The following is a 26181-nucleotide window of genomic DNA, read 5'->3' as shown; positions in this document are numbered from 1 at the left end:
AGCGCCGGTCTACCCACCGATCAGCACGCACGCCCGATGGGAGAGGCCCCAGCATGTACCAGCAGATGATCTTCGTGAACCTGGCCGTGAACGACGCCGCCGCGTCGAAGAAGTTCTTCACCGAGCTCGGCTTCTCGACCAATCCCCAGTTCAGCACGGACGACACCACCTGTGTCGTGATCAGCGAGACCATCATCGCGATGCTCCTGGAGAAGAAGCGCTACAGCGACTTCACCAAGAAGGACATCGCCGACTCGGCCGCCACCAGCGAGGTGCTGCTGTGTCTGAGCGCCGAGAGCCGCGAGAAGGTCGACGAGATGATCGAGAAGGCGGTCGCGGCGGGCGGTACCGCCAACGACGACATCCAGGACCAGGGCTTCATGTACGGCCGCTCCTTCGAGGACCTGGACAACCACTCCTGGGAGATCGTGTGGATGGACCCGGCGGCCGTCCAGGGCTGATCGGCCGGGTGCCTAGCATGGGCGCGTGCAGACGAGCCCGGCCCATGCGGCCCATCACGACGAACGCGAGATCGAGACGGTCGAGGACTTCGACGCGATCGTCTCGTCCCGCGGCACTCTCGCCGGACACCGCGTCCAAGGCGTCGATCTGACGGACCGTACGCGGGAGTTGCTCACCACGGACACCTCGGGCGCCGTCTTCCTCGGCTGCCCGATGCGCGACGAGGCGTCCGCGAAGGTCCGCGCCGACGGAGCCCTGGTCTTCCCGCCCGTCCCGCACCTCCCCTTCGACCCCTACCGCGGTCATCTCTACACGCCCGCCGAGCTGTTCGCCTCGCTCGACGAGGGCTACGAGCGGACGCCGGACGCGCTCGCGTACGCCTGGTTCCAGCGGACCAGGGCCGACGGCGACATATACGCGTCGACGCTGCGCGCCGTCCACGACGACTCGATCTCCGACGCCCTCGACGAACTCCTGCGCGGCGCACGGGTGGTGGGGATCATGGGCGGCCACGCGACGGCCCGGGGCACGGAGGCCTACGGCGGTGCCGCGCGCCTGGGCCGCGAGCTGAGCCGGGCCGGCTTCACCGTGGCGACCGGCGGCGGGCCCGGCGCGATGGAGGCGGCGAACCTGGGCGCGTACGCGGCGCCGTACGAGGACGCGATGCTGGCGGAGGCGTGCCGACTCCTCGCCGGATCACCGTCGTTCAGGCCCTCCGTCACCGACTGGGCGCGGCGCGCCTTCGAGGTCCGCACCCGCTGGCCGAAGGGCAACCACTCGATCGGCATCCCGACCTGGTTCTACGGTCACGAGCCGCCGAACGCCTTCGCCTCGCACATCGCCAAGTACTTCGCCAACGCCACCCGCGAGGACGGCCTGTTGGCGCGTTCCAACGCCGGGGTGGTGTTCCTGCCGGGTGCGGCCGGGACCGTGCAGGAGATCTTCGACAACGCGACGCCGAACTACTACGAGTCGCGCGGCGAGCCCACCCCGATGGTGCTCGTGGACCGGGAGCACTGGACCGAGCGGCTGCCGGCGTGGCCGCTGCTGCGTGCACTTGCCCGGGAACGGCCAATGGAGGCCCGTATCGCCCTCGTTGACCGGATCGAGGAGGCTCCGGAGGCGCTGAAACGTCTCTCTGATTAAAGTGCAAGTAAAGGCAACTGCCGTACACGGCATATGCATTGACACTGCTTACGCAGCACTTATAGACCAGTGAGACTCCTGGGGGTAGTGGTGCCTCACCTCATTGCCGCTCCATCTCCCCCTAAGCCCCCCGCAGTTGCACATCCCGTGAAGGGCAAACGTGTCCATATCTCGACGTTCCGTACGCATCCTCGGTGTCGCGTCCGCCTCGGCCGCGCTCGCGCTCGGTTTTGCGGGCAACGCACTCGCCTGCAACATCAGCGAGTTCTCGGCCGAAGCGACCTGTGACGGCACCAACGGTGTCATCACCGTCACCGACAAGGACGCCTCGGCCACCGAGGCGACCGTCACGGTGTTCCTGGAGAACAACGGCGCCGACGCCAAGCAGATCGGTACGGCGCAGACCGTCAAGGGCTCGCGCGAAGGCGTCACCATCACCTTCGCCGAGGACTGGCAGCCGAACGCGACGTACCGCGTTCACGTCAAGGCCGGCAAGCAGGTCGACAAGGACATCACGCCGAACCTGACCACGCCGTCCAAGGCCTGCAAGGCCGAGGAGTCGCCCAGCCCGACCCCGACCGAGGCCTCCCCGACCCCGTCGGAGACCGCCTCGACCCCGGCCGGGTCCGACACCCCGACCCCGTCGGCCACGGAGAGCAGCAGCACCGCTCCCGCGACGACCACGGACAACGCCCCGTCCCCGGCCGCCGGTTCCTCGAACCTCGCCGAGACCGGTGCGAACTCCAACACCGGCATGATCGCCGGCATCGCGGGCGCCTTCGTCGTCGTGGGCGGCGGAGCCGTCTACTTCGGTATGCGCCGTCGTGGTGCCAACAACGGCAGCTGATCGACAGCCGCTGAAAAACCCGCAGTCGTGGCCCGTCCGGTTCGTGGGGACGGGCCACACGCATGTCCCCGCCGGTAGCCGGGTACGACGGTCAGCCGTCGAGCACGACGATCTCCGCCGCGTCGAACTCCACCCCGACCGCGTTCCCGACCTCCGGCGCCGACCGCAGCGGGCAGGCCGCCTCAAGGCGCGGCGCGTCCTCCGGCTGGAGCTGTACGGCGACATGGGTGCCCCGGAAGGTGCGGGCGGCGACCGTGCAGCGCAGGCCCTCGTCGGCGGGCAACAGCCGTACCCCCGCCGGGCGTACGAGGAGGGTGCGGGTGCCCTGCGGGGCGTCCTCGGGGACCGGGACCTTGCCCCAGGGGGTGTCGGCGGCCTCTCCCGCGACCGTGGCCTCCACCACGTTGTCGAAGCCGAGGAAGCGGGCCACGAACTCGTCGGCGGGCTGCTGCCACACCTGGAGCGGCGTACCGGACTGGGCGATACGGCCGTCCCGCATCACGACCACCCGGTCGGCCAGCGCGAAGGCCTCGCCCTGGTCGTGCGTGACCGCCAGCACGGTCGTGCCCAACGTGCCGAAGAGCTCGCGGAGTTCGACGACCAACCGCTCCCGCAGGGACCGGTCGAGCTGGCCGAGCGGCTCGTCGAGCATGAGGAGCCGGGGCCGGGGCGCCAACGCCCGCGCCAGTGCCACCCGTTGCTGTTCGCCGCCGGAGAGCCCGGCGACCGCACGGCGGGCCGCGCCCGGCAGTCCGACCAGGTCGAGCAACTCGCCCACCCGGTCGTCCTGTTGCCTCCTCGACGCCCCGTGCATGCGCAGCCCGAAGGCGACGTTGCCGGCCACGTCCCGCTGCGGGAACAGCTGATGGTCCTGGAACATCAGACCCACGCCCCGCTTGTGCGCGGGCACGCCCGACTGGTCCCTGCCGTCGAGCGAGACCCGCCCGGCGTCCAGCGGCTGGAGCCCGGCGACCGCCCGCAGCAGCGTCGACTTGCCGCTGCCGCTGGGCCCGAGCACACACACGATCTCGTGCTCCGCGACCTCCAGGTCGACGGCGTCCAGCACCGGCCGCCCCCCGAACCGTACGGTCGCCTCCTCAAGGCGGAGCAGCATCGCAGGCGGCATGGTCGGCGGCATCTAGAACTCCCCGGTCCGGTCGGTGCGCAGCCGCTCCAGGACCAGCAGGGCCACCGCGCACACCAGCATCAGAATCGTCGAAAGGGCCATCGCCTGGCCGTAGTTGAGGTCACCGGGGCGCGACAGCAGCCGGGCGACGGCGACCGGCAGGGTCGGGTTGTCGGGCCGCGCGATGAACACGGTCGCCCCGAACTCGCCCAGCGACACCGCGAAGGCGAACCCGGCGGCGATCAGCAACGCCCGCCGCACCAGCGGCAGATCGACCTCGCGCCACACCCGCCACGGCGACGCCCCGAGCACGGCCGCCGCTTCCCGAAGCCGCCCGTCCACCGCCCGCAGCACGGGCAGCATCGTCCGTACGACGAAGGGGACTCCGACCAGGGCCTGTGCGAGCGGCACCAGGATCCAGGAACTCCGCAGATCCAGCGGGGGTCTGTCGAGCGAGATCAGGAACCCGAAGCCGACCGTCACCGCCGACACCCCGAGCGGCAGCATCAGCAGCGCGTCGAAGCCCCGCACCAGCCGCCCGGCATCGCGCCGGGTGAGGGCGGCGGCGGCGAGCCCGCCGATCACCACGGCGATGGCGGTGGCGGCGAGGGCGTACTCCAGCGAGTTGCCGATCGCGGCGATCGGCGGGACCAGGAAGGTTCCGCCGTCGTCGTGGGTCAGCGCGCGGTAGTAGCCGAAGTCCGGTGTGTCCAGCGAGCGTTGGACCAGCACGGCGAGCGGCAGCAGAAGCAGCACCGCGACGGACGCGACGACTCCGGCCAGCAGGGTCCACTGGCCGGCCCCGCGCGGGCGCCGTGCGGTCACCGCCGGGTCCACGAGCCGCAGGGCGCTCTCCCGTCGCCGTACCGTCCAGGCGTGCACGGCGAGGATCGCGCCGACCGCGACGAACTGGACGATCGTCAGGACGGCCGCCGTGGAGAGGTCGAAGACCTCGGAGGTCTGGCGGTAGATCTCGACTTCGAGAGTCGAGAAGGTCGGGCCGCCGAGGATCTGGACCACGCCGAAGGACGTGAACGTGAAGAGGAAGACCATCAGCGCGGCGGCGGCCACGGCGGGCCCCAGCGCGGGCAGCGTCACCGTCCGCCAGGCCCGCGGCCGGGAGGCGCCGAGCATCCGCGCGGCCTCCTCCTGACGCGGGTCCAGCTGGGACCACAGGCCGCCCACCGTCCGTACGACGACCGCGTAGTTGAAGAAGACGTGCGCGAGCAGGATGGCCCACACGGTGGTGTCCAGCCGTACGCCCCACAGGTCGTCGAGGAGTCCGCCCCGGCCGACGAGCGCGAGGAAGGCCGTACCGACGACGACCGTCGGCAGCACGAACGGCACCGTCACGACCGCCCGCAGGACGTGCCGGCCGGGGAAGTCGAAGCGCGCGAAGACATACGCGCCGGGGAGCGCGATCAGCAGCGTGAGCGCGGTGGACGCGAGCGCCTGCCAGGTGGTGAACCACAGCACGTGCCGGATGTCGGACTGGCCCAGCACGTCCCAGACACGGCCCACCTTCCAGGCGCCGTCGGCCTTCAGGCCCCGTCCGACGATCGCGGCGACCGGGTAGGCGAAGAACACCGCGAAGAACGCGACCGGCAGGGCCATGAGGCCGAGCCGGGTCGCGCCGCCCCCGCGGGCCTTCCGCTGCTTCCGCGGGGCTACTTCAGTACGAGCGAGGTCCACGACTTGACCCACTGGTCCCGGTCGGCGGCGATCTTCGCGGGCGCCATGGTCTCGGGGTCCGGGGCCTGGCGGCCGTACTTCTCGAACTCCTGCGGTACCTGGGCGCCTTGGACCACCGGGTAGACGAACATGTTGAGCGGCATGTCCTGCTGGAACTCCTTGGTGAGCAGGAAGTCGAGGAACGCCTTGCCGCCCTTGGTGTTCTTCGCGTTGCTGAGCAGCCCCGCGTACTCGGTCTGCCGGAAGCAGGTGCCGTACGACACCCCGGTGGGCGCGGTGGTCGGCTTCGGGTCGGCGTAGATCACCTCGGCGGGCGGCGAGGAGGCGTACGACACGACGAGGGGCCGGTCACCGCCCGCCTTCTTGCCGCCCGCGGAGCCGGAGAACTCCTGGTCGTAGGCCTGCTCCCAGCCGTCGACGACCTTCACGCCGTTGGCCTTGAGCTTCTTCCAGTACGCCTGCCAGCCTCCCCCACTCTCGGCTTCGCTCGAGCGGGAGGTGCCCCCATCCCCGTACTGCGCCGCGCTGCCGAGCAGGAAGCCGAGGCCGGGCGAGGAGGTGGCCGCGTTCTCGGTGACGAGGAGGTTCTTGTACTCCGGCTTGACCAGATCCGCGAAGGACGTGGGCGGGGTCAGCTTGTGCTTGCTGAAGTAGGCCTTGTCGTAGTTGACGCAGATGTCGCCGGTGTCGATGGGCGTGACCCGGTGCCTGGCCTCGTCGACGCGGTACTCGGGCTTGACGAGCGCGGCGCCCTTCGCGTCGTAGGACTGGAAGAGGCCGTTGTCGAGGGCGCGGGAGAGCAGGGTGTTGTCGACGCCGAAGAAGACGTCGCCCTGGGGGTTGTCCTTGGTGAGGATCGCCTTGTTGACGGCCTGGCCGGCGTCGCCGTCCTTGAGGACCTTGACGGTGTAGCCGGACTGCTTCTCGAAGTCCTTGAGGACGCTCTTCGAGACGGCCCACGAGTCGTGGCTGACGAGGGTGACGGTCTTGGAGTCGGCGCCGCTGCCGCTGTCGGACGAGCCGCACGCGGAGAGCGTGAACAGACCGAGGCCGACGGCCGCGGCGATGAATGTCCTGGTGTGCACTGGATTCCTCCTGGGGTGTCCAGGAAGAGACGCGGCCCTGCCCACAGGAGGTGGGCAGGGCGCAACAGCAAGAGTGATGACCGAACTTCCTACCCAGAATGACCTGGGCGAGGTTCAGAGGGTCTGCGGACAATCCCGCACTCTCAGCGCTGTGGCGCTCCCCTGTCGGAATATGAAGATGTACCTACGCCGGTCAGCCTACCGCTCGGTCGCGGCGAGCTGGCCGCACGCTCCGTCGATCTCCTGGCCGCGGGTGTCCCGGACCGTGACCGGCACCCCGTGGGCCGCGATGGCCTCGACGAACGCCTTCTCGTCCTCGGGGCGCGAGGCCGTCCACTTCGAGCCCGGCGTCGGGTTCAGCGGGATCAGGTTGACGTGCACCGGCTTGCCCTTGAGGAGGCGGCCGAGACGGTCACCGCGCCACGCCTGGTCGTTGATGTCGCGGATCAGCGCGTACTCGATGGACAGCCGGCGGCCCGACTTCGCCGCGTACTCCCAGCCCGCGTCGAGGACCTCGCGGACCTTCCAGCGGGTGTTCACCGGGACCAGGGTGTCGCGCAGCTCGTCGTCCGGCGCGTGCAGCGAGATCGCCAGGCGGCACTTGAAGCCCTCGTCCGCGAAGCGGTGGATCGCCGGGACGAGTCCGACCGTCGAGACGGTGATCCCGCGCTGCGAGAGACCGAGGCCGTCCGGCTCCGGGTCGGTGAGGGCGCGGATGGACTGGACGACCCGCTTGTAGTTGGCCAGGGGCTCGCCCATGCCCATGAAGACGATGTTGGAGAGCCGCGCGGGCCCGCCCGGGATCTCGCCGTCCCGCAGCGCCCGCATGCCGTCCACGATCTGGTGCACGATCTCGCCGGTCGACAGATTGCGGTCCAGGCCGGCCTGACCGGTCGCGCAGAACGGGCAGTTCATGCCGCATCCCGCCTGCGAGCTGATGCACATGGTGACCCGGTCCGGGTACCGCATCAGCACGGACTCGACGAGCGTCCCGTCGAACAGCCGCCACAGCGTCTTGCGGGTGGTGTCCTGGTCGGTCGACAGATGCCGGACGACGGTCATCAGCTCAGGGAGCAGCGCCTCCCGCAGCTTGGCGCGCGAGGCGGCGGGGATGTCGGTCCACTCCGCCGGGTCGTGCGCGAGCCGCGCGAAGTAGTGCTGCGAGAGCTGCTTGGCGCGAAACGGCTTCTCCCCGACCGCGGCGACGGCTTCCTTGCGCTCGGCGGGCGTGAGGTCGGCGAGGTGCCGCGGCGGCTTCTGGGCTCCGCGGGGGGCGACGAATGTGAGTTCTCCGGGCTTAGGCATGGCCCTACCAGTGTCGCAGACATACGACGAGGGGCTCGCCGCCCTGTGGACGACGAGCCCCTCACGTACACAACCGCAGGTCAGCGGCGCGACAGGGCGGTCTGTTCGTCAGCCGGAGCCCACGAACAGCACCAGCAGCAGCCACACCACCGGCGCTGTCGGCAGCAACGAGTCGAGCCGGTCCATGATGCCGCCGTGGCCCGGCAGGAGCGTGCCCATGTCCTTGATGCCGAGGTCACGCTTGATCATGGACTCGCCGAGGTCGCCCAGCGTGGCGCTGGCCGCCACCGCGAGGCCCAGGATGAGGCCCTGCCACCAGCTGCCGTCGTCGATCAGGAACTGCATGCACAGCGCGCCCGCCACCATCGCGAAGGACACCGCCCCGAACAGGCCCTCGCGGGTCTTCCCGGGGCTGATGCGCGGGGCGAGCTTGTGCGTGCCGAAGCGCCAGCCGACGGCGTAGGCGCCCGTGTCGCTGACCACGGTCAGCAGCAGGAACGTCAGGACGCGCCAGGCGCCGTCGTCGGCGGTGAGCATCAGGGCGACGAACGTGGCCAGGAACGGCACGTAGAACGCCGCGAAGACGCCCGCCGTGACGTCCTTGAGGTAGCCCTCGGGCGGTTCCGTCATCCGCCAGACGAGGACCGCGAGCGCGGTGAGCGCCATGGCGACCCAGGCACCCTCGGGACCCCGGACGTAGCCGGCGACGACCATCGCCGCACCGCCGACCGCGAGGGGCACGAGGGGCGCCTTGATCCCCTTGCGCTCCTCCAGCCGCGAGGTCAGCTCCCAGAGGCCCACGACGACGGCGACCGCTATGACGCCGACGAACACGGCCTTGACGACGAACAGGGACGCGATGATCACCGCGCCGAGTCCGACCCCGACCCCTATGGCCGCGCCCAGGTCCCGGCCCGCGCTCTTCTTCTGCGGGGCGGGCGCCGCCGGCGGGACGTCGGGCATGGGCTCCGGATTCTGCGGCACCGCCCCGTAGGGCTGCGCCTGCGGCATGTCAGAGGGCTGCGTCCGCGGGTCGTACGACTGCGGCTGCCGTACGTCGTACGGCGGCTGCTGCGTCTCGTCGCGGAACAAGGGGCCGCTCAGCCGAGCGGCCCCCCGGTCGTCATCCTGGTGTCCGCCGTATGCGGGCTCGTCGGGCACGATGGGCATGGGGCGAGTCTGCTGCGCCTCAGGCGCATCGTACGTGGGACCCGCCGGGGCAGCCCCCTGGACAGGCCCCTGGTCGGACGGCCCCCAGTACCCGGCTTGTGGCGGCGCCCCCCAGGAAGAGTCGTTCATCAGACCTCGAGCAGCTCCGCTTCCTTGTGCTTGAGGAGTTCGTCCACCTGGGCGACGTACTTCGCCGTGGTGTCGTCGAGCTCCTTCTCCGCACGACGGACCTCGTCCTCGCCGGACTCCTTGTCCTTGACGAGCTTGTCCAGCGCGTCCTTGGCCTTGCGGCGGACGGCGCGGATGGACACCTTGGAGTCCTCGGCCTTGGCCCGGGCCACCTTGATGTAGTCCTTGCGGCGCTCCTCGGTCAGCTCGGGGAACGTCACCCGGATGATGTTGCCGTCGTTGCTGGGATTGACACCCAGGTCCGAGTCGCGGATCGCCTGCTCGATGTTCCGCAGCGCGGACTTGTCGAACGGGGTCACCACGGCCATCCGCGGCTCCGGTACGGAGAACGAGGCCAGCTGGTTGATCGGCGTCAGCGCGCCGTAGTAGTCGGCCACGATCTTGTTGAACATCGCCGGGTGCGCACGACCGGTGCGGATCGCGGCGAAGTCCTCCTTGGCGACCACGACGGCCTTCTCCATCTTCTCCTCGGCCTCGAGGAGGGTCTCTTCGATCACCACTTGCTCCTGCGTGTCTTGAGTAGGCCCGGCTGCTGTGCTGTGTCGGCGGCCGGCTGCGTCGCGTCTTCTTCCTGCACGGTTCCCGACCGGCAGGACATTGTCCATCCCCCGGTCAGGGTCATCAGCCCTGGCTGCCTTGGTCACCCACAAGCGTGCCGATCTTCTCACCCTTGACGGCGCGGGCGATATTGCCCTCCGCAAGAAGCTCGAAGACCAGGATCGGAAGCTTGTTGTCGCGGCACAGCGTGATGGCGGTCATGTCCGCGACCTTGAGGTCCTGGGTGATGACCTCGCCGTAGCTGAGCGAGTCGAACTTGACGGCTTCGGAGTTCGTCTTCGGGTCGGAGTCGTAGACCCCGTCCACGCCGTTCTTGCCCATCAGCAGCGCCTCGGCGTCGATCTCCAGGGCGCGCTGGGCGGCGGTGGTGTCGGTGGAGAAGTAGGGCATGCCCATACCGGCGCCGAAGATGACCACGCGGCCCTTCTCCAGGTGACGCACGGCGCGCAGCGGGATGTACGGCTCGGCGACCTGGCCCATGGTGATGGCGGTCTGGACGCGGCTGTCGATGCCCTCCTTCTCCAGGAAGTCCTGGAGGGCGAGGCAGTTCATCACCGTGCCGAGCATGCCCATGTAGTCGGAACGGGCCCGGTCCATGCCGCGCTGCTGGAGCTCGGCGCCGCGGAAGAAGTTCCCGCCGCCGATGACGACGGCGATCTCCGCGCCGTCCCGGACGACGGCCGCGATCTCACGGGCGATCTTGTGCACCACGTCGGGGTCCACGCCCAGGCCCCCGCCGCCGGAGAAGGCTTCTCCGGAGAGCTTCAGCATGAACCGGCCGCGTACCTTGCCGTCGTCGGTCTTCTGGGGCTTGGTGGTCATGGCGTTCTCCTCATGGTGCACATACGAAGAAGGCCACTGCCGGTGGGGTGTCTGTCGCATCCCATGCTCGGCAATGGCCTCCTCGTCAGATCTGCTGTCGTCCGCCACGCGCGCGTGCGCGACGGCGTACCCGGCCGACTGCTGACGACCCTAGCGGGATTCCGCCGGGCGCCGCGCGTCGATCGCGGTACGGACTCAGATGCCGACCTTGATGCGCGTGAAGCGCTTCAGGGTGACACCCGCCTCGTCCAGAACCTTCTGGACGGACTTCTTGGGGTCGAGCGCGTACGGCTGACCGAGCAGCGTCGCGTCCTTGAAGAAGCCGTTGACGCGACCCTCGACGATCTTGGCGATCGCGGCCTCGGGCTTGCCCTCGGCGCGGGTGGTCTCCTCGGCGATACGGCGCTCGGACTCGACGACCTCGGCCGGCACGTCGTCCTTGGCCAGGTACTTCGGCGCGAAGGCGGCGATGTGCTGGGCGACGCCGCGGGCGACCTCGGCGTTCTCCTTGTCCAGCTCGACGAGGACACCGATCTGCGGGGGCAGGTCGGGCATCGTGCGGTGCATGTACGCGGAGACGTAGCCGTCGGCGTACTGGGCGAAGCGGTCCAGGACGATCTTCTCGCCCAGGTTCGCGTTGGCCTCGTCGACGAACGCCTGGACCGTCTTGCCGGGCTCGATGTCGGACGCGAGGAGCGCCGCGATGTCGGCCGGAGCGGTGGCGGCGACGTGCTGGGCGATCTGGTTGGCGACGGCCTGGAACTTCTCGCCCTTGGCGACGAAGTCCGTCTCGCACTTCAGCTCGACCAGGACACCGGAGGTGTTGTCGTCGGCGATGAGGGAGACCACGGCGCCGTTCTCGGCGGAGCGGCCCTCGCGCTTGGCGACGCCCTTCTGGCCCTTGATGCGGAGCGCCTCGACGGCCTTCTCGACGTTGCCGTCGGCCTCGTCCAGCGCCTTCTTGCAGTCCATCATGCCGGCGCCGGTGAGCTCACGGAGCTTCTTGACGTCGGCGGCGGTGTAGTTCGCCATGATCTGTGAATCTCTTCTCGGAGTTCGAAGTCTCGAAGTCGGCGGCGGCCGCGGATGACGCGGGCTTCCGCCAAGGATCTACGGGCTACGAAGATCTAGGGGCTGTGGATGAACGGCGGGTGGCGCGGTCCGCACCACCCGCCGTCCTCCTGTCAGTCCTCTGGGCCCGGAAGGGTCAGGCCTGCTCGGCCTCGGCGGCCGGAGCGACCTCGGCGGCGGGGGCCTCGTCGGCCTGCTCGGCGTCGGCGACCTTCTCCGTCTCGGCGGAGGTCTGCACCTCGGCCTCGGCGGCGGGGGCCTCGTCGGCCTTCTTCTCACCCTCGAGCAGGTCGCGCTCCCACGCGGCGAGCGGCTCGCCGGCGGCCTTGTCACCCTTGGCCTCGGCGGCGACACCGGAGCGGCTGATGAGGCCCTCGGCGACGGCGTCGGCGATCACGCGGGTGAGCAGGGTGACGGAGCGGATCGCGTCGTCGTTGCCCGGGATCTTGTAGTCGACCTCGTCGGGGTCGCAGTTCGTGTCGAGGATGGCGACGACCGGGATGTTGAGCTTCCGGGCCTCACCGACCGCGATGTGCTCCTTCTTGGTGTCCACGATCCAGACGGCGCTGGGAACCTTGGACATCTCGCGGATACCACCGAGGGTCTTCTCCAGCTTGGCCTTCTCGCGCGAGAGCACGAGAAGCTCCTTCTTGGTGAGACCGGACGCGGCGACGTCCTCGAAGTCGATCTGCTCCAGCTCCTTGAGGCGCTGCAGACGCTTGTAGACGGTGGAGAAGTTGGTGAGCATGCCGCCCAGCCAGCGCTGGTTGACGTAGGGCATGCCGACGCGGGTGGCCTGCTCGGCGATGGCCTCCTGCGCCTGCTTCTTCGTGCCGACGAACATGACCGTGCCGCCGTGGGCGACGGTCTCCTTGACGAACTCGTAGGCGCGGTCGATGTACGACAGCGACTGGAGCAGGTCGATGATGTAGATGCCGTTGCGCTCGGTGAAGATGAAGCGCTTCATCTTCGGGTTCCAGCGACGGGTCTGGTGACCGAAGTGGACGCCGCTTTCCAGCAGCTCCCGCATCGTGACGACGGCCATGGCCGTTCTCCTTGATTTTCTCGGTTGTGCCGCGAGCGCCGGACGGCACTCGCGCCTGACGCCCACGTGCGCTTGCCCAGAGGACCGAGGAGCGCTGACATCGGTTTCGTCTTGCGACGGAGGCCCGGATGCCGGGGCGTGCGAAGTCGACCCGGTCACCCGGATCGCCAAAGGAAGTGTACGGGACCCGCGAGGCACCGGGTGACGCCGTTGTCCACAACCCCGGACCGGCCCACAGGTCCCGGCCATGATCGCTCGGATACGGCACGGTTTGCCCCATGCACATGAGACGACATGACCGAACTGCCCGTACCGGCCGAGCTCTTCCGCCGACGCCCCTCCCGGCGTTCATCCCGACCTTCCTCCCGGCCCTGCTCCTGGCCCTGCTCCTGACCCTCCTGACCTGTACGGCCCGGGCCAGCGGCGCCCCTCCCCCGCCGCCGGGACCCCGCACCTCGTCCGTACCGACGCTCCCGAGCACCTGGCCGGTCGGCTCACACCCCCTGGTCCTACGAGGCTGGGAGCCCCCGGCGACGGTCTACGCCCGGGGCCACCGCGGCGTGGACCTGGCGACCCCGGCAGGCGAGCGGGTCCGGGCGGTGGCGGCGGGCCGGGTGTCCTTCGCGGGCCGGGTGGCGGGCAGAGGCGTGGTGTCGGTGCAGCTGGCGGGCACCGACCTGCGCACGACGTACGAGCCGGTGACCTCGACCGTGAGGAAGGGCGACGAGGTGGAGCCGGGAAGTGCGGTCGGCACGGTGGAGATCACCGGCTCCCACTGCCCGACGACATGCGTGCACTGGGGCCTGCTGAGAGGGGAGACGTACCTGAACCCGCTCTCACTGCTGCCCCCATGGCTGCTGAACCGGGGCCCGTCCCGCCTGCTGCCGGTGCTGGGAACGCCCCTCTAGGGACGCGGGGACCCACACGCCCGGCCCCCACAGGCCGCACGGACGAATCTCAGCCCAGGACCCCGCGCAGAGCCATGCTCACCGCGGCTTCGGTGATCACCGACGGATCTTCCGCGGCCCCCAGCTCGATCCGCCGCACCGCCGCGTCGACGACCCCCTGAAGCAGCATCGCCGCGAGCCGGGGCTCCTCGTGCCCCATCTCCCCCAGCGCGGAGACGATCATCGCGACGAGCCCCCCGTGGGCGGCCCGGATCTTCTCCCGGGCACCCGCGTCCAGCTCGCTCGCGGAGATGGCGACGACGGCACGGTGCCGCCGGTCCCCGACCAGCGCGAGCTGCTGCCGCACATACGCCTCGACCTTGCCCTCCGCCGAGGTCGCCCTCTCCATCGCCGCCGACACATCCGCCGCCCACACGGGAAAGTCGACCTCGCACAGCTCCTCGACGACGGCGGCCCGGGAGCGGAAGTACTCGTACACGGACGACCGCGCGAGCCCCGTCCGCTCGGCCAGGGCCGGGAACGTCAACGCCTCCGTCCCGCCCTCGGACAGCAGGGAACGAGCCGCGTCCAGCAGGGCGGCTCGCTGCATCGACCGGTGCTCGGCCACGGAGGCCGCTCGAATCCTTGGCACGTCATCCACTCTACGGACGGCACACCGTCGGCGGGAGTGACCCAGGCCATGCAGGCACGATTCTGCGAGGTCACCCGAGCCCTACGACTTCCGCTCAGCGGCCGAAACTCGCCAGCTTGGCGCGGAGCTGCAGCACGGACTTGGTGTGGATCTGACTGACCCGGCTCTCGGTCACCCCGAGCACGTTGCCGATCTCGGCGAGGGTGAGGCCCTCGTAGTAGTAGAGCGTGACGACGGTCTTCTCCCGCTCAGGGAGGGTGTTGATCGCCCGCGCCAGGAACCGCCGCAGCTCCCGGCCCTCGGCCACCTCCACCGGATTGTCGGCGGCGGTGTCCTCCAGGGTGTCCATCAGGCTGAGCCGGTCGCCGCCCTCGCCGCCCGCGTGCAGCAGTTCCTCCAGGGCGACCACGTTGGCCAGCGACAACTGGCTGAAGACGGCGTGGAGTTCCTCCACCGCGATACCCATCTCGGCAGCCACCTCGCCCTCGCTGGGAGTGCGCCGGAGCCGCGCCTCCAGCGTGGCGTACGCCCGCTCCACGTTCCGCGCCTTCTGGCGTACCGAGCGCGGGATCCAGTCCAGCGCGCGCAGTTCGTCGATCATCGCGCCCCGGATGCGGGTGATCGCGTACGTCTCGAACTTGATCTCCCGTTCGATGTCGAACTTCTCGATCGCGTCGATCAGCCCGAACACCCCCGACGACACGAAGTCCGCCTGCTCCACGTTGGGCGGCAACCCGACGCTCACCCGTCCCGCGACGTACTTGACCAGCGGCGAGTAGTGCAGGATCAGCTGCTCGCGCAGCCGCTCGTCGCCCGTCGTCTTGTACGACCGCCACAGCTCCTCGAGTGTCGAGGGAGCGGGCGGTCGCACGCTGCCACCGTCACGGGCGGCTGGGGGGATCGCCGCCCGGTCGGACCCGGAGGTGTGCTGGGGCATTCGTCGCCTTGTGCCGTTCTGCTGTGAAGTGGGGGTGCCTGGGTGAGGTGTCGGAGTGGTGCCGTGATTGCCGTTCTGCGCCGGAATCCCCGTGAGCGTAGCGTGACTGGAGTGTCGCGGTGCGCGAAGACCAGGGCGTGGACCGGGCACGGACGCGTTCGACGGGGTGCCTGAACAGGTCGACCCGATCGCTCTGCGTGATGATCGGAATGCGCCAACTGCGGGAATTCCCAAGGGCGTCGGGGGTTCCCCCGGACGGCCGAACACACTCGGTCAGCGGCGCCCTCCGGCGTCCCGGACCGAGATCATCGCCTGGCGTGTCAACTTCCAGCCGTCGCCGTGTCGTTCGACGTAACCAAGTGCTCGGAGTTCGTACAGTCTCGCGATCGCGTCGTCCTCCGTGGTCTGCGCTCCGCGCGCGATCTCCCCGGGTTCCGCCGACCTGTTGCCGGGCAGTGCGGCGAGAACACGTCGGGCAGCCGGCTCCAACAGGTCGCGCGGGAGGACGGGGCCGCGGCGGTCCGGGGCCAGCTCGCCCATGCCGCCGACCAGTTCGACGACTTCGGCCGCGTCGGTGACCAGGACGGCTTCCGCCCGCAGGAGTTCGTGCACTCCGGCCGACAGCGCGCTCGTGGCCGGACCGGGCACTCCTATCGTGTGGCGGCCCAGCCGCTGTGCGGCCCGGGCCGTGACGAGTGACCCGCTCCGGTACGCGGCCTCGACCACCACGGTGCCTCGCGTGAGCGCCGCGATCACCCTGTTCCGCAGGATGAACCGGCTCGGCGTCGGATGCTCGCCGGGTGGCAACTCCCCGATCACCAGCCCTTGTTCGGCGATCCTGTCGATCAACTGGGCGTGCCCGCGCGGGTAGGGGCGGTCGACACCGCAGGCGAGCACGGCGGCGGTGGCCCCGCCCGCGCCGAGGGCACCGCGATGGGCGGCGCCGTCGACTCCGTAGGCTCCGCCGGACACGACCACCCAGCCGCGCTCGGCGAGCGCCGCGGCGAGGGTGGCCGCCATGTGCGCGCCGTACTCGGTGCAGGCGCGGGCGCCGACGACGGCGACCGAATCGAGCGCCCACACGCGGAGGTTGGGCCTCCCGCGCACCCACAGTCCGATGGGCCGCGCGTCCCCGAGGTCGTCGAGCTGGGCGGGCCACTCGGCGCCGCCGGGGCACACGAACCGGACGCCCGCGCTCTCCGCGACGGCCAGGTCCCGCCCCGGCTCGACCTGCCGGGCCCGTGCGCACAGCCCGGCCCACCGCTTGTCGGTCACCCCGGTGAGCTGCGGCCCGCCCCGCCTGAGCCGCCGACCGACCTCCACCGCCCCGAGCTCCCGGATCCACCGCCCGGCGACCTCGTCACCGGGCTCGACGACCCGGGCGAGAAAGACACGAGCGTGGAACTCACCGCCCGCGTCGCGGTGAGCGGACACATGCGTGCCCTCGCCGTCAGGCGCGAGGAAGCGGGCGTCGGACCCGCCGTCCGGAGCGAGGAAGTCGGCGTCGGACTCGCCGTCCGGGGGCATCCGCCGGCCCCCTCCGCCATCGGCGGGAAGCCCGGCATCCGGACCGCCCCCGCCCACAGCCACGCGCCTGTCCTCCCCGTCATGCGCGAGGAAGCCGGCGTCGGGCTCGCCGTCCGGGTGCACCCGCCGCTCCCTCCCCGCAGCGTCGGGAAGCGCGGCATCCAGTCCACCCTCCGCACTCCCATGCCGGCCCCCTCCGCGCCCCGCCCGGAACCCGGCATCCGATCCACCCTCCGCAGTCACGTCCCAGCCCCCTCCCGCACCCGGGACGACCTCGCCGTCCAGCCCGTCGCGCCCGGTCACGTGAGCGCCCCGATGGCCATCGGCACGCCTCGTGGTACGCCCGTGCGGAGTTGGAGTGCGAGGGCGACGTCGGTCGCGCCGGGGCGGTCGTGGCCGAGCAGGTCCGCGACCGTCCAGGCCACGCGCAGCACCCGGTCGAGTCCGCGCGCGGTGAGCACGCCTCGCTCCAGGCCGCGCTCGGCCTCGTCCATCGCCCCGCGCTCGGCGTGCCAGCGGGTGCGCAGTTCGCGGCCTGGCACCTCGCTGTTGGTGCGCCAGGGTGTGTCCGCGAACCGCGCCGCCGCCCGCTCCCTGGCCGCCCGCACCCGGTCCGCGACCGTGGCCGTGGACTCGCCCCGCGAACCGCGCCCGGTGAGCTGGTCCCGGGTGACCCGGTCCACCTCCACCCGCAGGTCCACCCGGTCGAGCAGCGGGCCGGAGAGCCTAGCCTGGTAGCGGCGGATGGACGTCGGCGCGCACTCGCACAGGTCGTCGGTCCGCGAGAAACGGCCGCACGGACAGGGGTTGGCGGCCAGCACCATCAGGAACCTCGCCGGGAACCGCACGACGCCGGCGCTGCGCGCGATCACCACGTGCCCGGCCTCCAGCGGCTGCCGCAGCGCGTCCAGGGCCTGGCCGCTGAATTCTGGCGTCTCGTCCAGAAAGAGCACCCCTCGATGCGACAGCGACACCGCCCCGGGCCGCGCGATCCCCTGCCCGCCCCCGACGAGGGCCTGCATCGTGGCCGAGTGGTGCGGGGCGCAGTAGGGGGCGATGTCGATCAGGGGTTTGCCCGGGGGCAGCAGGCCCGCCACCGAGTGGACCGCCGTGACCTCCAGCGACTCCTGCCGGCCGAGCCGGGGCAGGATCGCGGGCAGCCGCTCCGCGAGCATCGTCTTCCCGGCACCCGGCGGGCCTTCGAGGAACAGGTGGTGGCCACCGGCCGCCGAGACCTCCACCGCCGTCCGGGCCGAGAACTGTCCGACGACGTCGGAGAGATCGTGCCCCGGGTCGTGCTGGGACGCGCCCGCGCTGTGCATCCCCGTGGCCGCGCCCGTGCCGGGCAGGCGCAGCCCGGCGAGCAGCGGGTCCGGGCGACCCAGCTCGTCCGGGTCCTCGTCGGGCACGGGTTCGTCGGCGAGGACGGCGATCAGCTGCCGCAGGGTGCGCACGCCCAGGACGGACACCCCGGGCACGAGGGACGCCTCGGCGGCGGCGCATTCCGGGACGACGACCTGCTCATAGCCGGAGTCCGCGGCGGCCAGGACGGCGGGCAGGATGCCCCGGACCGGCCGCACCCGTCCGTCCAGGCCGAGTTCCCCGATCATCACGATGTCGGCGAGCACGCGCGGATCGATGCGCTCGGCGGCACCGAGTACGGCCGCCGCCACGGCGAGGTCGAAGCCGCTTCCGCTCTTCGGGACCGACGCCGGGCTCAGGCCCACCGTCAGTTTCTTCTGCGGCCAGGCGCAGCCCGAGTTGACGACGGCGGCCCGCACCCGGTCCTTGCTCTCCGTCAGGCTCTTGTCGGGCAGTCCCACCAGGGTGAACGCGGCGACACCCGGTTCGAGGTCGGCCTGCACCTCGACGACCACGCCCTCGACGCCCACCAGCGCCACCGAACACGTACGAGCGAACCCCATCTCAGACCACCCCCCGGACGTGCTCGACCAGGGGCCCGCCGCAGTGGGGCACGACGACACCCACCAGGTCGATGCGGACCCCTCCCGGCGGGGCTCCGCCGTGCGCGTGGATCCATCGCTCGGCGAGGCCTCGCAGCCGCTGCGCCTTCTGGGGTGTGACGGCGGCCATCGGGTGCTCGAAGGCGCCCGCCCGCCGGGTCTTGACCTCGCAGACCACCAGGACGTCGCCGTCCCGCGCCACGATGTCGATCTCGCCGGTCCTGCCACAGCGCCAGTTGCGCTCCAGGACCGTCATGCCGGCCGCGGTCAGCCGTCGTGCGGCCACCGTCTCGCCGAACCTGCCGAGTGCACTGCGTGCGTTCATGTCGGCACCACCTCCGGCACCCACCGTCACGCGGAACGGTCCACCAAGTGGATCTTGGTGGACCGTTCGGTGCTTGTGGAGAACTCCGTCACCCGCACGAGCGACAGCCTCGCGGCGGGTTGCCGCCGTCAGCCGCCCGGCAGCTCCAGATCGCTCTTGTTCAGCTCCTCGATGTTCACGTCCTTGAACGTGAGCACGCGGACCTGCTTCACGAAGCGAGCCGGCCGATACATGTCCCACACCCAGGCATCCGCCATGGACACCTCGAAGAACACCTCGCCCTGGACCGAGTGCACCTGCATCTCGTAGTCGTTGGTGAGGTAGAAACGCCGCTCGGTCTCGATCACGTATTTGAACAGACCGACGACATCGCGGTACTCCCGGTAGAGCTTCAGCTCCATCTCGGTCTCGTACTTTTCGAGGTCCTCGGCGCTCATGGCATGTTCCCCTTCACCCGTGCGATCCCACCATTGTGCGCCAGTCCCGCCAGCCCCTAGACGATTTCGGTGTCCAGGGTCACGGGCCCGGCCGGGGGACCTTCGTCGAGCAGCCTGCGGAGCAGCTCGGCGAGTCTGGTCGGATACACCGTCTCATGCGCCAGGTCCAGTTCCCGGCACGTCCACCAACGCGCTCCGGAGACGCTGCGCCGCTCCAGCTCGGTGAGGCCGGTGGCGCCGGGCACCCCGTCGGCCGTGGCGGCCGTCCTGGCCAGGTAGTACCTCTCGTCCTGGTCCCAGCGACGGCCCGCGAACGGGAAGGAGCACGTCCGCGTCCACAGCACCGGGCCGAGTTCCACCCGGGTGATGCCGGTCTCCTCGGCGAGTTCCCGCAGAGCGGCCTCCTCATGGGTCTCGTCGCCCTCCAGGCCGCCGCCCGGGGTGAACCACCAGTCGTCGGCCGGGTCGTCCGGCTCATGGCCGTGGAGCAGCAGGATGCGGTCCTGCGGGTCGAGCAGGACGACCCGGGCGACCCTGCGCAGTCCGCCGTCGTACGAGTCGTCGTGGGAGCCCTCCTCGGTGGCCTCAGCGGGCACCGGCGGGCCCCGTCCGGGTGCGGGCGCGGCGGCCGGCCGCGAGCTTGGCGATCGGGCCGTAGGCACCGCCGCCGAGGACGAGGACCGCGCCGACGACGATGACCGCGAGGATCACGCCCAGCGGGCCGGGGTGGGAGAGGCTCCCGAGGGGCTCGAAGCCGGTGGGGCGCTCCAGCATGCCCTTCATGGGCCAGACGACGGCGTCCACGCGGGCGCCCACGGCGCTGCTCGCGACGGTGCCGCCGGCCACGTCCGTGAGGTGGGCGCTGGAGTCCAGGGAGCCCTGTCGTTCGTCACCGAGGAGGAACAGGCGGCCCTTGGGGACCTTCACCTCGGGGATGGTCTTGTCCTCGACCGCGCCGCCCTTGAGGTAGCCCTCGGTGATCTGCTTGCCGTTGACGACCAGCTTGCCGTTCGTGCAGCAGGAGACGGTGTCCCCGCCGACCGCGACCACGCGCTTGACCACGGGGGCGTTCGTCACCCAGGTCTTGTCGGTGAACACGACGACGTCGCCCCGGCGCACCTCACTGCCGTCGATCCGCTGCGCCAGCACCCGGTCGCCCATGGCGATGGTCGGCGTCATCGAGCTGGTGGGCACCGTGTACGGCCGGTAGACGACCGCTCCCCAGCCGAATCCGCCGAGGAACAGCACAAGACCCAGCGCGACGGCCAGTCCGGACAACCGCTGTCCGGTCCGGCTGCCCACCGGGCCCCTGCCTGTGCCACCGCCGGTACGCGGGGCCGTACGTGTTGCGCTCTCGCCACCCATGGGTCCGCACCCTACCCGGCGGTACCGAGGGTGGTCAGCCCTTCCTCCGGGACCATGGTCAGAAGCTCTACAAGCCCTTTACTCGTCCTTGCCCGAGCGCTTGCGGCGCCACAGGACCAGCGGCAGCACACCGATGAGGGCGAGGCCCTCCGGGGCGGCCGTGAGCAGGCGGGAGGCGGAGGCCTGGGTGTTGATGCCCGCCTGGTCGAAGGTGTCCGGGATCGGCAGCGTGCCCCAGCGGTTGACGGGCCAGGCCTTGACGATCGCGCGGCCGACGACCTCGTTCACCGGGACCATGCCGTGGTGCTTGTCGGACTGGTTGTAGCGCGAGTCCCGCGAGTTCTGCCGGTGGTCGCCCATCACCCAGATGTCGCCCTTGGGGACCTTGACGGTGAACTGGCCGCCCTGGTCGTCGTTGGTGCACGGGGTGTTGCCGGGGTAGACGTACGGCTCGTTCAGCGCCTTGCCGTTGACCATCAGCGGGCCCGTGCCGCTGCAGGAGACCGTGTCGCCGCCGACGCCGATGACCCGCTTGATGAGGTCCTTCTCCTGGGCGGACGGCATCAGGCCGATCCAGCTGAGCACCGTCTGGAGGGCGTTGGGGTTCGCCGCGGGTTCGCCCGCCAGCCAGTCGTCCGGGTCGTGGAAGACGACGACCTCGCCGCGCTCGGGCTTGGAGCCGAACCACGGGGTGAGCTTGTCGACCAGGACCCGGTCGCCCTGCTGGAGGGTGTTCTGCATCGAGTCCGAGGGGATGGAGAACGCCTGCACCAGGAACGTCTTGATCAGCAGCGCGAGGACGAGCGCGATGACGACCAGGATCGGCAGCTCCTTCCAGAAGGAGCGCGGCTTCTTCGGCTGGGGGGTCCGGTCGCCCGGCCCCTGTTCCTCGGTGCGGGTCGCGTCGCCCGGCGCCGTACCGTCCACGTCCGCTCCGGAGTCACTCCCGGAGGTCACGGCGCTGTCCGCGGCCGGGGCGGGTGCTTCCACGGGACGTCCGTGGTGCTCCTCGCCGTCGTGTCCGGACCGTGCGCCAACCGCCACATCCCCCACGCCAACTCCTTACTCTGTGCCGCCGCCTGCCCCATCCTCGGCGCAGGCCCACCACTCCCATAACGAGCGGGAGTTCCGCAGGGCTCGGGAGTTGGACCGATCCGTTCGGATCGACCGGGGCAACCCTATGCGACAGTTCGGGACCGGCGGTCGTCCCCGACACGGAGTGGGAAACCGATGCGAAGGTTTTAGGTTCGTCCAGGCTGGTCCAGTGCCCCATGGGCCAGGCGATCACCTTGGCCCGTCCCACCACCAGGCTGAGCGGGACCGTGCCGCCGTAGCTGGTGTTCTGGTGGGCCCGTGAGTCGGCCGAGTTGCCCCGGTGGTCGCCCATCACCCACAGCCGGCCCTTGGGGACGGTGATGTCGAACGGAGTTTCGGACGGTGCGTTCCCGGGATACAGGTAGTCGCCCTCGGTCAGCGGCACGCCGTTGACGGTCACCCGGCCCTGTGTGTCACAGCACTTGACGCGGTCGCCGCCGACGCCGATGACCCGCTTGATGAGGTCCTTCTCGTTGTCCGACGGCAGCAGGCCGATGAACTGGAGGCCCTCCTTGACCTGCTTGACGACGATGGGGTCGTTCTTCTTGGTGGTCTGCTCGTCCGCGAGCCAGCCGCCCGGGTCGTGGAAGACGACGACGTCACCGCGCTTGGGCTCGGAGCCGAACCACGGGGTGAACTTGTCGACCAGGACACGGTCCCCGATGCGGATCGTCTGCTCCATGGAACCCGACGGGATCACGAACGCCTGAAGGAGGAAGGTCTTCAGGACGAGGGCTATGAGGACGGCGACACCGACCAGGAGAGGTATCTCCCGCACGGCGGACCGCCGTCGGCGCCGCTTGACCTTGCGCTGGAGCTTGCGCCGCTCGGCCCGGCTGCGGCCGCCTCCCCCGGTGGGTGCGGACGCGCCCGCGCGCCGGGAGCCGGTCGGCAGCAGGTTCTCGTTCCCGAAGGAGCCGCCCGGTGCCGCGCCGCGCGGTTTGCCGCGGTTACCCATGGGCGCCGTCCGCGGCGGGTACGCGCGCGTAGGCGTCGGGCCGGACGAGGTGGGTCCAGTGGCCGGCGGGCCAGACGATCCAATCGGCCCGTCCGATGACGTCACCAACAGGGATCATGCCTCCGCCCGGATCGCCCAGGTGGTCCCGGGAGTCACGTGAGTCGCTGCGATGGTCACCGAGCACGAAGAGGGTGCCGTCGGGCACCACGACGTCGAACGCCACGCTGGAGGGGGTGTCACCGGGGTACAGGAACGCCGTCTCGTCGACAGACCGCCCGTTCACCTGGAGCCTCCCCTTCTCGTCGCAGCAGAGCACGTGGTCTCCCCCCACACCTACAACGCGCTTGATGTAGTCGGCGTCCCCGAAATAGCCGGTGCCATCGAACACGACGATGTCTCCACGCCGCGGCTGAGCACCGAAACGGTACGCCAACTTATTTACGAGAACGCGGTCGCCGATCCTCAATCCGGATTCCATGGATCCGCTGGGAATCTGGAACGGCTGCAGCAGGAAGGTGTTGAGCAGCAGCAGAAACACCAGGCAGACCAGGACGGTCAGGGTGATCCGGCCGCCGGGCAGCCACTCGGCGGCACGCGAGACCAACGCGAAACGCGACCGTCCCTCCGGTCCTGCCGGGTCCGAGGTGTCCTCGGAGTCGGAAGGGCGGGAGGAGCGGTCGCGCTCCGTGTGCTGTGCTTCGGTGTCCATCGGAGCCAGATGTTATCCGGCCCCGATGAGAACGCCGTCGCGACCTCAGTTGTCGCGCTTCTCCTTGATCTTCGCGGCCTTGCCGCGCAGGTCACGGAGGTAGTACAGCTTCGCGCGACGGACGTCACCACGGGTCACGAGCTCGATCTTCTCGACGATCGGGGTGTGCACCGGGAAGGTGCGCTCGACGCCGACGGAGAACGAGACCTTGCGGACCGTGAAGGTCTCGCGGACACCGGCGCCCTGGCGACGGATGACAACGCCCTTGAACTGCTGCACACGGGAGCGGTTGCCCTCGATGACGCGGACGTGGACGTTGACGGTGTCACCCGGGCGGAAGGCCGGGACGTCGGTGCGCAGCGAGGCGCTGTCGACGATGTCGAGCAGGTGGGACATGTCGTCTGCTTTCTTCATCGATGCCACAGGTCACCGACGGGAGTTGGGTGGAGGAAGGACGCTGTGCGTGTCGGGGCGGGCGTCATGTCCCCCTGTGGCAGGGGCGCACGCCGGACGTCGCACAACAGCGACCTATTCTTCCATGCCGTCCGGCCTGCGCCAAAATCGGCCGTGGGCGGCCCCTTCGGGGTCCGGTGCCCAGCCGAGGATCGAGAGCATCTCGCGGTCCTTCTTGTCGAAGGTCTTCGGCTCGCAGCGCTCGATCAGGTCCGGGCGGTGGGCGGCCGTGCGCTTGAGCGCCTCGTCGCGCCGCCAGCGGGCGATCTTCCCGTGGTGGCCGCTGAGCAGCACGTCCGGGATGCCCTGGCCGCGCCACTGGGGCGGCTTGGTGTAGATCGGCCCCTCCAGGAGGTTGGCCATGGCGCCGGGCGCGAAGGAGTCGTCGCGGTGGGACTCGGCGTTGCCCAGGACACCGGGCAGCAGCCGTGCCACGGCCTCCGTGACGACCAGGACGGCCGCCTCGCCGCCGGCGAGCACGTAGTCGCCGATGGACACCTCGTAGACGGGCATCCGGGTCGCGTACTCGTCGATCACGCGCCGGTCGATGCCTTCGTAGCGGGCGGGGGTGAAGACCAGCCAGGGCCGCTCGGAGAGCTCGACGGCGAGTTCCTGGGTGAAGGGGCGTCCGCTGGGCGTGGGCACGACGATCGCGGGCGTACCGGAGCCCGTCTCGTAGCCGTCGGCCAGGACGGTGTCCAGGGCGTCGCCCCAGGGCTCGGTCTTCATGACCATGCCGGGGCCGCCGCCGTAGGGGGTGTCGTCGACCGTGTTGTGGCGGTCGTACGTCCAGGAGCGCAGATCATGCACGTGCACGTTCAGCTGTCCACGCGCGCGTGCCTTGCCGACGAGGGAGACGTTCAGCGGGTCGAGGTACTCGGGGAAGATCGTGACGACGTCGAGCCTCATGCGTCGGCGTCCCGGGACGAGGCTTCCTCCGGGGAGTCGTCCCGGGAGGACACGATCTCCGCCCGGTCGTCGATCAGCCCGGGCGGCGGGTCGATGACCGCGCGCTGCTCCTCCAGGTCGATCTCGACGACGATCGACTCCACGAAGGGGATCATCACCTCGCTGCCGTCGGGCCGCTCGACGATGAAGAGGTCCTGGGAGGGCAGGTGCGAGATCTCGGTGATCCGGCCGATCTCCTCGCCGTCCTTGGTGACGACGTCGAGGTCCATCAGCTGGTGGTCGTAGTACTCGTCCTCCTCCTCGGGCAGCTCCTCCGGGTCGACCTCGGCAATCAGGAGGGTGTTGCGCAGGGCCTCGGCGCCGGTGCGGTCGCCGACGCCCTCGAAGCGGAGGAGGAGCCGGCCGCTGTGGACGCGGCCCGTCTCGATGGTGAGCGGTCCCGTCGGGGCGGGGTCCGTGAACAGGACGGCGCCGGGCGCGAGCCTCAGCTCGGGCTCGTCGGTGCGTACCTCGACGGTGACCTCGCCCTTGATGCCATGGGCACGGCCGATCCGTGCGACTACCAGTTGCACGTGTCCACATCTCCTGTTTCATGCAGATCGGGCCGGGGACGGCCAGTGGCCCTCCCCGGCCCGAGCCGGTTTTCGATAAACGTCAGCGAACGTGGTCGACGTCGACAAGGTCGACGCGGACACCTCGGCCGCCGATGGCACCCACGACGGTGCGCAGAGCGCGAGCGGTGCGGCCGTTGCGGCCGATCACCTTGCCGAGGTCTTCGGGGTGCACCCGGACCTCCAGCACGCGCCCACGACGCAGGTCGCGGGAGGCGACCTGCACATCGTCGGGGTTGTCGACGATGCCCTTCACGAGGTGCTCGAGAGCCTCCTCGAGCATGCTCAGGCCTCGGTCGACTCGGACTCGGCGGCAGCCTCGTCCTTCTTCTCAGCCTTCTTCTTCTGGGTGATGGCCTCACCCTTGCCCGTGTCGTCGCCACCGAGGGCGTCGAACACCGGGCGCGCCGCCTTCGGCTCGGCCACGAGCAGCGGAGCCGGGGCCGGCAGGCCCTTGAACTTCTGCCAGTCGCCGGTGAGCTTCAGGATGGCGAGGACGGGCTCGGTCGGCTGGGCGCCGACACTCAGCCAGTACTGCGCGCGGTCCGTGTCGACCTCGATGCGCGAGGGGTTCTGCACCGGGTGGTACAGACCGATCTCCTCGATGGCCCGGCCGTCACGGCGGGTACGGGAGTCGGCGACGACGATGCGGTAGTGAGGCGAACGGATCTTGCCCAGACGCTTCAGCTTGATCTTGACTGCCACGGGAGTGGGTTCTCCTGGTTTTGACGTGGTTGGGCACGGCGAGACGGCCGCGTGGGGTTGCGGTACCCGAGTGCCCGATGGACGCGTCAGCCGGAGGCGAGAGGGTTCCTGTGCGGCTGTCGAGTACAG

Annotated in this window: 29 protein-coding genes and 1 riboswitch; of the genes, 4 read left to right on the top strand and 25 right to left on the bottom strand. The window is 70.3% G+C overall.

The window, feature by feature from the left end; genetic code table 11:
- The first annotated feature begins 53 nt into the window (after positions 1–53).
- The 3 genes from ACIPTO_RS31570 (at position 54) to ACIPTO_RS31560 (ending at position 2455) form a co-directional block, all read left to right on the top strand.
- Entirely contained in the window at positions 54–461 is a 408-nt protein-coding gene (locus ACIPTO_RS31570) for a VOC family protein (protein ID WP_366320978.1), read from the top strand.
- Between the two features lie 25 nt (positions 462–486).
- Positions 487–1608, top strand: a complete 1122-nt coding sequence (locus ACIPTO_RS31565) for a Rossmann fold nucleotide-binding protein (protein ID WP_366320976.1) — start codon at positions 487–489, stop codon at positions 1606–1608.
- Positions 1609–1768: 160 nt separating this feature from the next.
- Complete coding sequence (locus ACIPTO_RS31560; RefSeq protein ID WP_366320974.1) at positions 1769–2455, top strand: LAETG motif-containing sortase-dependent surface protein; 687 nt, start codon at positions 1769–1771, stop codon at positions 2453–2455.
- Positions 2456–2546: 91 nt separating this feature from the next.
- On the opposite strand, the gene ACIPTO_RS31555 is transcribed toward ACIPTO_RS31560, so the two are convergent.
- From ACIPTO_RS31555 to rpsB, 9 genes are all read right to left on the bottom strand, one after another.
- The gene (locus ACIPTO_RS31555) at positions 2547–3581 is read right to left on the bottom strand and encodes an ABC transporter ATP-binding protein (RefSeq protein WP_366321168.1); all 1035 of its coding nucleotides are present in this window, start codon (positions 3579–3581) and stop codon (positions 2547–2549) included.
- A gap of 12 nt (positions 3582–3593) precedes the next feature.
- Complete coding sequence (locus ACIPTO_RS31550) at positions 3594–5195, bottom strand: ABC transporter permease (protein ID WP_401197943.1); 1602 nt, start codon at positions 5193–5195, stop codon at positions 3594–3596.
- Between the two features lie 53 nt (positions 5196–5248).
- Complete coding sequence (locus ACIPTO_RS31545; RefSeq protein ID WP_401197774.1) at positions 5249–6358, bottom strand: thiamine ABC transporter substrate binding subunit; 1110 nt, start codon at positions 6356–6358, stop codon at positions 5249–5251.
- 68 nt (positions 6359–6426) lie between these two features.
- A riboswitch (TPP riboswitch) is annotated at positions 6427–6532 on the bottom strand.
- Between the two features lie 24 nt (positions 6533–6556).
- Positions 6557–7663, bottom strand: a complete 1107-nt coding sequence (gene rlmN / locus ACIPTO_RS31540) for a 23S rRNA (adenine(2503)-C(2))-methyltransferase RlmN (RefSeq protein WP_352182249.1) — start codon at positions 7661–7663, stop codon at positions 6557–6559.
- 108 nt (positions 7664–7771) lie between these two features.
- Positions 7772–8962 (bottom strand): phosphatidate cytidylyltransferase, encoded by a 1191-nt coding sequence (locus tag ACIPTO_RS31535; protein WP_366320970.1) that lies wholly within the window; start codon positions 8960–8962, stop codon positions 7772–7774.
- Positions 8962–9519: a ribosome recycling factor gene (gene frr, locus ACIPTO_RS31530; RefSeq protein WP_266772968.1), complete on the bottom strand. Its 558-nt coding sequence runs from the start codon at positions 9517–9519 to the stop codon at positions 8962–8964. The genes ACIPTO_RS31535 and frr overlap by 1 nt, the downstream gene beginning before the upstream one ends.
- Positions 9520–9643: 124 nt before the next feature.
- Positions 9644–10402 carry a UMP kinase gene (gene pyrH / locus ACIPTO_RS31525; RefSeq protein ID WP_366320968.1) on the bottom strand — a complete coding sequence of 253 codons (759 nt, stop codon included), beginning with the start codon at positions 10400–10402 and terminating at the stop codon, positions 9644–9646.
- Positions 10403–10597: 195 nt separating this feature from the next.
- Positions 10598–11434 carry a translation elongation factor Ts gene (tsf, locus tag ACIPTO_RS31520; protein ID WP_366320966.1) on the bottom strand — a complete coding sequence of 279 codons (837 nt, stop codon included), beginning with the start codon at positions 11432–11434 and terminating at the stop codon, positions 10598–10600.
- 175 nt (positions 11435–11609) lie between these two features.
- Positions 11610–12518, bottom strand: coding sequence for a 30S ribosomal protein S2 (rpsB, locus tag ACIPTO_RS31515; protein WP_401197769.1), 909 nt, complete (start codon positions 12516–12518; stop codon positions 11610–11612).
- Between the two features lie 278 nt (positions 12519–12796).
- Here rpsB and ACIPTO_RS31510 point away from each other — a divergent pair, with 278 nt between their 5' ends.
- The gene (locus ACIPTO_RS31510; protein WP_401197766.1) at positions 12797–13426 is read left to right on the top strand and encodes a peptidoglycan DD-metalloendopeptidase family protein; all 630 of its coding nucleotides are present in this window, start codon (positions 12797–12799) and stop codon (positions 13424–13426) included.
- A gap of 49 nt (positions 13427–13475) precedes the next feature.
- Here the strand turns inward: ACIPTO_RS31510 and ACIPTO_RS31505 are convergent, their stop codons facing one another.
- The 16 genes from ACIPTO_RS31505 to rpsP form a co-directional block, all read right to left on the bottom strand.
- Positions 13476–14033, bottom strand: coding sequence for a helix-turn-helix domain-containing protein (locus ACIPTO_RS31505; RefSeq protein ID WP_366321164.1), 558 nt, complete (start codon positions 14031–14033; stop codon positions 13476–13478).
- A 118-nt stretch (positions 14034–14151) separates the two neighbouring features.
- Positions 14152–14994: an RNA polymerase sigma factor WhiG gene (whiG, locus tag ACIPTO_RS31500; RefSeq protein ID WP_043680536.1), complete on the bottom strand. Its 843-nt coding sequence runs from the start codon at positions 14992–14994 to the stop codon at positions 14152–14154.
- Between the two features lie 273 nt (positions 14995–15267).
- Positions 15268–16521 carry a DNA-processing protein DprA gene (dprA, locus tag ACIPTO_RS31495; protein WP_401197764.1) on the bottom strand — a complete coding sequence of 418 codons (1254 nt, stop codon included), beginning with the start codon at positions 16519–16521 and terminating at the stop codon, positions 15268–15270.
- Between the two features lie 299 nt (positions 16522–16820).
- Positions 16821–18446: a YifB family Mg chelatase-like AAA ATPase gene (locus ACIPTO_RS31490; protein WP_401197761.1), complete on the bottom strand. Its 1626-nt coding sequence runs from the start codon at positions 18444–18446 to the stop codon at positions 16821–16823.
- 1 nt (position 18447) lies between these two features.
- On the bottom strand, positions 18448–18810 hold the full coding sequence (locus ACIPTO_RS31485; protein ID WP_366320956.1) for a YraN family protein: 363 nt from the start codon (positions 18808–18810) through the stop codon (positions 18448–18450).
- Between the two features lie 128 nt (positions 18811–18938).
- Complete coding sequence (locus ACIPTO_RS31480; protein ID WP_003965949.1) at positions 18939–19247, bottom strand: DUF2469 domain-containing protein; 309 nt, start codon at positions 19245–19247, stop codon at positions 18939–18941.
- Between the two features lie 56 nt (positions 19248–19303).
- A complete protein-coding gene (locus ACIPTO_RS31475) occupies positions 19304–19843 on the bottom strand; it encodes an NUDIX hydrolase (RefSeq protein ID WP_366320954.1) in 540 nt (179 codons plus the stop codon).
- Complete coding sequence (gene lepB, locus ACIPTO_RS31470) at positions 19833–20612, bottom strand: signal peptidase I (RefSeq protein WP_401197758.1); 780 nt, start codon at positions 20610–20612, stop codon at positions 19833–19835. The genes ACIPTO_RS31475 and lepB (ACIPTO_RS31470) overlap by 11 nt, the downstream gene beginning before the upstream one ends.
- Before the next feature lie 78 nt (positions 20613–20690).
- Positions 20691–21665 (bottom strand): signal peptidase I, encoded by a 975-nt coding sequence (lepB, locus tag ACIPTO_RS31465; RefSeq protein ID WP_366320950.1) that lies wholly within the window; start codon positions 21663–21665, stop codon positions 20691–20693.
- Positions 21553–22665 (bottom strand): signal peptidase I, encoded by a 1113-nt coding sequence (gene lepB / locus ACIPTO_RS31460; protein ID WP_366320948.1) that lies wholly within the window; start codon positions 22663–22665, stop codon positions 21553–21555. Before lepB (ACIPTO_RS31460) ends, lepB (ACIPTO_RS31465) begins: the two co-directional genes overlap by 113 nt.
- On the bottom strand, positions 22658–23374 hold the full coding sequence (lepB, locus tag ACIPTO_RS31455; protein WP_366320946.1) for a signal peptidase I: 717 nt from the start codon (positions 23372–23374) through the stop codon (positions 22658–22660). Before lepB (ACIPTO_RS31455) ends, lepB (ACIPTO_RS31460) begins: the two co-directional genes overlap by 8 nt.
- A 45-nt stretch (positions 23375–23419) precedes the next feature.
- Complete coding sequence (gene rplS / locus ACIPTO_RS31450) at positions 23420–23770, bottom strand: 50S ribosomal protein L19 (RefSeq protein ID WP_352182438.1); 351 nt, start codon at positions 23768–23770, stop codon at positions 23420–23422.
- Positions 23771–23902: 132 nt separating this feature from the next.
- Positions 23903–24736 (bottom strand): tRNA (guanosine(37)-N1)-methyltransferase TrmD, encoded by an 834-nt coding sequence (trmD, locus tag ACIPTO_RS31445; protein WP_401197754.1) that lies wholly within the window; start codon positions 24734–24736, stop codon positions 23903–23905.
- The gene (rimM, locus tag ACIPTO_RS31440) at positions 24733–25308 is read right to left on the bottom strand and encodes a ribosome maturation factor RimM (RefSeq protein WP_401197752.1); all 576 of its coding nucleotides are present in this window, start codon (positions 25306–25308) and stop codon (positions 24733–24735) included. Before rimM ends, trmD begins: the two co-directional genes overlap by 4 nt.
- Before the next feature lie 82 nt (positions 25309–25390).
- On the bottom strand, positions 25391–25630 hold the full coding sequence (locus ACIPTO_RS31435; protein ID WP_161180513.1) for an RNA-binding protein: 240 nt from the start codon (positions 25628–25630) through the stop codon (positions 25391–25393).
- Positions 25631–25632: 2 nt separating this feature from the next.
- Positions 25633–26052: a 30S ribosomal protein S16 gene (rpsP, locus tag ACIPTO_RS31430; protein WP_366320940.1), complete on the bottom strand. Its 420-nt coding sequence runs from the start codon at positions 26050–26052 to the stop codon at positions 25633–25635.
- Positions 26053–26181: the final 129 nt, after the last annotated feature.

Origin of the sequence: Streptomyces sp. NPDC090083 (assembly GCF_044747445.1) — a bacterium.
Taxonomy (GTDB): Bacteria; Actinomycetota; Actinomycetes; order Streptomycetales; family Streptomycetaceae; genus Streptomyces.
This window is presented reverse-complemented; position numbering and strand designations above follow the sequence as displayed.

What these genes read in the sequence shown, in the direction of transcription:
- ACIPTO_RS31485 (WP_366320956.1), bottom strand. Translation starts at nt 18,810, where the DNA reads ATGAACGCACGCAGTGCACTCGGCAGGTTCGGCGAGACGGTGGCCGCA.
- rpsB (WP_401197769.1), bottom strand. Translation starts at nt 12,518, where the DNA reads ATGGCCGTCGTCACGATGCGGGAGCTGCTGGAAAGCGGCGTCCACTTC.
- ACIPTO_RS31510 (WP_401197766.1), top strand. Translation starts at nt 12,797, where the DNA reads ATGCACATGAGACGACATGACCGAACTGCCCGTACCGGCCGAGCTCTT.
- pyrH (WP_366320968.1), bottom strand. Translation starts at nt 10,402, where the DNA reads ATGACCACCAAGCCCCAGAAGACCGACGACGGCAAGGTACGCGGCCGG.
- whiG (WP_043680536.1), bottom strand. Translation starts at nt 14,994, where the DNA reads ATGCCCCAGCACACCTCCGGGTCCGACCGGGCGGCGATCCCCCCAGCC.
- ACIPTO_RS31555 (WP_366321168.1), bottom strand. Translation starts at nt 3,581, where the DNA reads ATGCCGCCTGCGATGCTGCTCCGCCTTGAGGAGGCGACCGTACGGTTC.
- ACIPTO_RS31435 (WP_161180513.1), bottom strand. Translation starts at nt 25,630, where the DNA reads ATGCTCGAGGAGGCTCTCGAGCACCTCGTGAAGGGCATCGTCGACAAC.
- lepB (WP_366320946.1), bottom strand. Translation starts at nt 23,374, where the DNA reads ATGGACACCGAAGCACAGCACACGGAGCGCGACCGCTCCTCCCGCCCT.
- dprA (WP_401197764.1), bottom strand. Translation starts at nt 16,521, where the DNA reads ATGCCCCCGGACGGCGAGTCCGACGCCGACTTCCTCGCTCCGGACGGC.
- ACIPTO_RS31570 (WP_366320978.1), top strand. Translation starts at nt 54, where the DNA reads ATGTACCAGCAGATGATCTTCGTGAACCTGGCCGTGAACGACGCCGCC.
- rplS (WP_352182438.1), bottom strand. Translation starts at nt 23,770, where the DNA reads ATGTCCCACCTGCTCGACATCGTCGACAGCGCCTCGCTGCGCACCGAC.
- tsf (WP_366320966.1), bottom strand. Translation starts at nt 11,434, where the DNA reads ATGGCGAACTACACCGCCGCCGACGTCAAGAAGCTCCGTGAGCTCACC.
- lepB (WP_366320948.1), bottom strand. Translation starts at nt 22,665, where the DNA reads ATGGGTAACCGCGGCAAACCGCGCGGCGCGGCACCGGGCGGCTCCTTC.
- ACIPTO_RS31490 (WP_401197761.1), bottom strand. Translation starts at nt 18,446, where the DNA reads ATGGGGTTCGCTCGTACGTGTTCGGTGGCGCTGGTGGGCGTCGAGGGC.
- ACIPTO_RS31535 (WP_366320970.1), bottom strand. Translation starts at nt 8,962, where the DNA reads ATGAACGACTCTTCCTGGGGGGCGCCGCCACAAGCCGGGTACTGGGGG.
- lepB (WP_401197758.1), bottom strand. Translation starts at nt 20,612, where the DNA reads ATGGGTGGCGAGAGCGCAACACGTACGGCCCCGCGTACCGGCGGTGGC.
- rlmN (WP_352182249.1), bottom strand. Translation starts at nt 7,663, where the DNA reads ATGCCTAAGCCCGGAGAACTCACATTCGTCGCCCCCCGCGGAGCCCAG.
- ACIPTO_RS31480 (WP_003965949.1), bottom strand. Translation starts at nt 19,247, where the DNA reads ATGAGCGCCGAGGACCTCGAAAAGTACGAGACCGAGATGGAGCTGAAG.
- ACIPTO_RS31550 (WP_401197943.1), bottom strand. Translation starts at nt 5,195, where the DNA reads ATGGCCCTGCCGGTCGCGTTCTTCGCGGTGTTCTTCGCCTACCCGGTC.
- trmD (WP_401197754.1), bottom strand. Translation starts at nt 24,736, where the DNA reads ATGAGGCTCGACGTCGTCACGATCTTCCCCGAGTACCTCGACCCGCTG.